The organism is Kitasatospora sp. NPDC032150 (assembly GCF_055579945.1).
On sequence record NZ_JBVIMH010000062.1, the window covers coordinates 1 to 4,698 of the forward strand.

Annotated in this window: 4 protein-coding genes; 2 read left to right on the forward strand and 2 right to left on the reverse strand. The window is 70.3% G+C overall.

Annotated elements, in window-relative coordinates; genetic code table 11:
* Positions 1–244: 244 nt before the first annotated feature.
* Positions 245–1,060, reverse strand: a complete 816-nt coding sequence (locus ACZ5ON_RS34680) for a lysostaphin resistance A-like protein (protein WP_465601226.1) — start codon at positions 1,058–1,060, stop codon at positions 245–247.
* Between the two features lie 1,107 nt (positions 1,061–2,167).
* Entirely contained in the window at positions 2,168–2,347 is a 180-nt protein-coding gene (locus tag ACZ5ON_RS34685; RefSeq protein WP_465601228.1) for a hypothetical protein, read from the reverse strand.
* Between the two features lie 89 nt (positions 2,348–2,436).
* Between ACZ5ON_RS34685 and ACZ5ON_RS34690 the strand changes: the two genes are divergently transcribed.
* Together ACZ5ON_RS34690 and ACZ5ON_RS34695 are read left to right on the forward strand one after the other, a co-directional pair.
* Positions 2,437–2,982, forward strand: coding sequence for a hypothetical protein (locus tag ACZ5ON_RS34690; protein ID WP_465601231.1), 546 nt, complete (start codon positions 2,437–2,439; stop codon positions 2,980–2,982).
* 328 nt (positions 2,983–3,310) lie between these two features.
* Complete coding sequence (locus ACZ5ON_RS34695) at positions 3,311–4,573, forward strand: serine hydrolase domain-containing protein (protein WP_465601233.1); 1,263 nt, start codon at positions 3,311–3,313, stop codon at positions 4,571–4,573.
* Positions 4,574–4,698: the final 125 nt, after the last annotated feature.

Consider the following 4,698-nt stretch of genomic DNA (forward strand, 5'->3'; position numbering starts at 1 on the left):
CTGCCGCCGCCCAGAAGTACACCCTCCACGCCGAGGTCGTGATCATGGAAGACGGGCTTGTGCCCCGGCCGCGACGATAAACGCAGCGGCGTTGGCCAAGTCAACCGTGATCAAGTGCGGTTGCAGTACTAGGCAGGGTGACCGCGTAGCTGGTGACTGGAGCCCGCCACTGGTCACCATCGCCGCCGGAAGCCAAGGGGGGTGTCGTCCACCGTGGACGACACCCCCTCGCCCGGTCTGGGCGTCACGGCACGAGGTTCAGCAGGAGGGCGATGGTGCCGAAGGTCTGCAGGAGAAATGTCGTACCGGGGTGCATCCCGATCGATACCCGCAGATCCTTCTTCCTCCAGACGAACCAGGGCCCCGGGAGAAAGAAGATCACCCTGGACAGGAACGCCCACGGCGACCACAGGTGGTACAGCGAGAACAGCACCGCGCTGACCACCGGCGCCCACCGGCCGAGCCAGGACAGGCGAGCCATCAGAAAGCCGCGGAAGTAGAGCTCCTCGATGACCGGGAAGGACAGACCGGTCAGCGGAATGCACGCAGCCAGCGCAATCACCATGACCGAGTGCGGGTATCCGGCGAGGACGTCGGTGACACCACCGCCCGCACCCTCGAACGGAACCCACCGAAACAGAGACCGGTAGAAGAAGTTGTCCATGGGCATGAGCACGGTCGACACCACCAGGAACCAAAGGATCAGGGGAATGACGATGGCGACGAGTTTCCGGCGCGGGAGCGGCTTGTCCAGGTAGAGCACCACTCCACTCAGCGAGAACCGGCCGTTGCGCCTACGGCCCAGCCACAGCAGCAAGCCGAGCTCGAACGGCACGAGAGCCAGGAGCATGGCGATCGCCCAGCCCAGGAACGGCGGATAGCCGATGGACTTGACCAGCGGTTCGGTGATGAGCAGGAAGACGGCGACGATCAGGGCTCCGGGGGCAAGATGCAGCGTGACGGACAGCGGCAGGGAGTGGCGGTCGGCCAGCAACCGCTCAACGATTCGCCTCGGTTGAGCACCTGCGGTGGTGGACAGAGGCTTCCGCGTGGTTTCCATATAGGGGACGTTCGTCCAGTCCGCGGACACGGCGCTGACACGGCACTGACACAGCGACGCTGGGCGGCGGCTGCGGCGGCTGCGCGAGGAGGGCCTGGCCGAGGAACTGGTGCTGCCCCAGTCCGGCCGGGCCAGGGGCTGGTACCTGACCGAACACGGCGCCCGGATCGCCGGCGCCTTCCCCGAACTGGCGGACATCCCCGCCCCGCGGACGCCCGGCGAGTGGTCCTCCCACCCGCGCGAGGGCGCCCTCCCCAAGGGCGACCTGTGCGTGCCCCCGGCCGCCGGAGCCCGCCACCCGCTCACCCGCGAGCTGCTCTCCCGGGGCGAGGCGGTGTGCGAGGAGGAGGACTACAAGTGGTGGGCCCGCGAGCTCACCGACCAGGAGACCGGGCGCCGGTACGCGGTCGCGGTCGACGTCTGCGCCTCCTACCTCTCGGTCACCGACTCCTTGCGCCTGCCCGTCGGTCCGCTGGAGTACGTGGAGAACCCGGCGTGGGACGGCGGCAAGACCGCCGGCCTGTGGTGGGCGGATTTCACCGGCATCGCGGTGGACGAGCTGCTGCCGCACCCGGCCACCTTCCACGGCCGGCCGCCGACCGGCCCGGGCTGGTACGCCACCCCCACGGTCGCCTACATGGCCACCACCTACGGCTTCGACCCGGCCACCATCACCGACGCCTACCTGTCCACCCACACCGCACCGCTGCTCAAGGAATGGACCGGCCGCATCCGGGCCGGGTACAAGCGCGCCTACGCCGAGCTGGGCCTGATCGACGGTCAGAGCCCGACCGAGTTCCTCGCCGCCTACGCCGTGCACAAGGACGTCGGCACCGACCTCGTCCGCGCGGACGCCCTGGTGCTGGCCGGGCTGTACAAGAACATCTACAAGGGCGGCATCGGCAAATGGGCCGACTCCGCCCGGCACCTGGACGATGCGACGTGGCTGGAGAAGGTCGCCGCGTCCTGGTCCTACCGCCCCGAGATCCGCTTCCACATCATCGCCGCCGCCCGCATCGCTGCCCGCATCGCCGCCCACCGCCGCCTGCGAAAGACTCTCCAGCTGACCGGCCGCGCCCCCTTCGCGGTCAACGTCGACTCCTACCTCTACGCCACCGACCAGCCCTCGCCGCTGGAGCTGCTCCCGGTGAAGGACGACGGCGCCCCGGTGCCCGGGGCGCTGCGCCTGGGCATCGCGCCGGGCAGCCACAAGCACGAGGCCTCGATCCCGCTCACGGCGGTGCTCGAGGCGAGGGGCGCCGGGAGCACCCCTCCAAGCTGGTCCATCACTACGCCACCGACGGCACCGCAATCGGCCAGGAGCAGGGTGCCGACGCGGCCGGCGCCGGCAACGACGATGAGGAAGGCGGGAACTGATGGCGAAGGGGTTGTTCAGCCGGGTGCGGGAGGCGCTGTTCCCCTCGCGGAAGGCGCCGGTGCAGTCCACGACGCAGGCCGGCCAGGTGCGCGAGCGCAAGTACGGCGGGAACACCAAGTCCATGGCCGCCGCCTACGGCGTCGCGCCGCGCACCGTGCTGCGCTGGATCGACGGCACCCGCCATCCCAAGGGGGAGGACGCCGAGCGACTGCAGCGCGAGGCGGTCGATGTGCAGACCACGGAGCGTGGCCGGGAGCGCAAGGCCAAGCAGCTGGCCCAGCGCGGCACGGTCTCCGGGATCGGGGCCCGGGTCGGCCGCGCCGTGTCGTTCGAGATCCGCGGCTCGGACGCGGTCCGGGCCCGCGACATCCACCTGAGCCTGACGGGCGAGCAGGCCGCCGCCCTGGCCCTCGCCGAGGACGAGGACGAGGTGCGGCAGATCGTCGGCCAGGCCCTCGCGGACTACTTCAACGGCGGCGTCGGCTACGGCGGGTTCTCGGCCGACGACTTCGACTTCGACCCCAACGACTTCGACCTGAACTGACCATCGCTCCTTGTGACTGAGCGCTTCAGTTGGCGGATGAGCGGTTGAGTTGGCGAGCTGAGTGTGCGGCATCGATGCCGATGGCGAGTCGGTCGGCGTGGTGGTCGAGTAGTGCCTTCAGCTCGCGGTAGTAGGCATCCTGCAGGGGCAGATTCCGCAGGCCGGTGTGGCGGGTGGCGCGGATCTGGTCGGGGCTGACCCTGACCAGGAGTCAGGGGCGGCCCAGGGCCGAAGCCGGGGTGATTCCCGATGCACCGTCGGCTGGTCGAACGACACCATGATCGAGGACGTTCGACCGGCGTCCGATGAGCTCACCCGGAGTAGACCGATGAACGCCTTCAAGCGACGCCTCACCCCGCTCGCGCTGGCCGCCGCCGCGCTGGCCGCCGCCACCGCCACAGCCGCTCCGGCCCTGGCCGCTGGTGCGCTGGCCGTCCAGGCGGCCGCCGCCACGCAGAGCGCATCGCCGATCGGTGCCTCCGGGCTCAACACGACGGCCCTCGACGCGGCGGTCAGCCTGCACCCCGGCGACCGGGCGGGTGGTCAGCTGGCCCGGGTCAGCACCCCGGACCAGATCTGGCAGGGCAGCTCCTCGGACGCCTTCACCAGTCGGCCGATCTCACCCGACGCGCACTTCCACATCGGCAGCATCTCCAAGGCCTTCGAGGCCACGGTGGCCCTCCAACTGGCCGCCGAGGGGAAGCTCGACCTCGACCAGACCGTCCAGTACTACCTGCCCGGCCTCCTGCCCGACAGCTACCATCCCATCACCGTAAAGCAGTTGCTCAACCACACCAGCGGCCTGCCGGACATGCAGGCGGGAATCCCAAACCCCACCGCCGACCAGCTTATCGGCGAACACCTCGACTACTTCACCCTCGACGACGTCATCCACTCCAGCCTGCACCCGGCGGACGGCTCGACCCCGCCCCTGCACTTCACCCCAGGCAGCAAGCAGGAGTACAGCTCGCTCGGCTACCGCATCGCCGCCAAGATCATCGAGCAAGTGACCGGCAACTCCTTCGGCGACGAGGTGACCAGCCGGGTGATCCGGCCGCTCCACCTGAACCACACATCCGTCCCCGAGGGCGACACCCGGATGCCCCGGCCGGCCCTGCACGGCTACGTCATCGACTCCACCGGTCGGCCCGTGGACGTCAGCGAACAGGGCGACGACGCCACCGCCGTCATCTCCACCGCCTCCGACCTCGACCGCTTCATCAGCGCCCTGTTCAGCGGCCGACTGCTCGCCCCCGAGCAACTCAACGAGATGTTCGCCGTCCCGCTCGACAGCGCCGGCAACCCCCTCCACTACGCGGACGGCAGCGACTGCGACACCGGCCCCGCCAAGGGCACGGCCTGCTACGGCGCCGGTCTGAAGAGCGTCACGCTGCCCGACGGCACCGTCCTGTGGGGCAAGACCGGCCACGACATCGGCTACGCCAGCGGCGTCTTCGCCACCCGCGACCTGAAGCTGCGCACCGTCTACGCCGTCGGCACCTCCACCGCCGACAACGGCGGCTCTCCGGCCGTCGCCAACCGCCTGATCGCCGCCCTGCTCACCCCGCCCCAGGCCACCGCCGCCCACTGAGACACCAGCCGTATCTGCCCCCGGATCTGCCCACGGGCCCCGGGGGGGGGTTCGGGGGGGAATAGAACCGGGGGGGGGCCCTGGGGGGATGGGTGGGGGGGGGAGGGGGGGGGGAGGGGAGGTGG

Coding starts and splice junctions, on each gene's coding strand:
- ACZ5ON_RS34680 (WP_465601226.1), bottom strand. CDS start 1,060: ATGGAAACCACGCGGAAGCCTCTGTCCACCACCGCAGGTGCTCAACCG.
- ACZ5ON_RS34685 (WP_465601228.1), bottom strand. CDS start 2,347: ATGGACCAGCTTGGAGGGGTGCTCCCGGCGCCCCTCGCCTCGAGCACC.
- ACZ5ON_RS34690 (WP_465601231.1), top strand. CDS start 2,437: ATGGCGAAGGGGTTGTTCAGCCGGGTGCGGGAGGCGCTGTTCCCCTCG.
- ACZ5ON_RS34695 (WP_465601233.1), top strand. CDS start 3,311: ATGAACGCCTTCAAGCGACGCCTCACCCCGCTCGCGCTGGCCGCCGCC.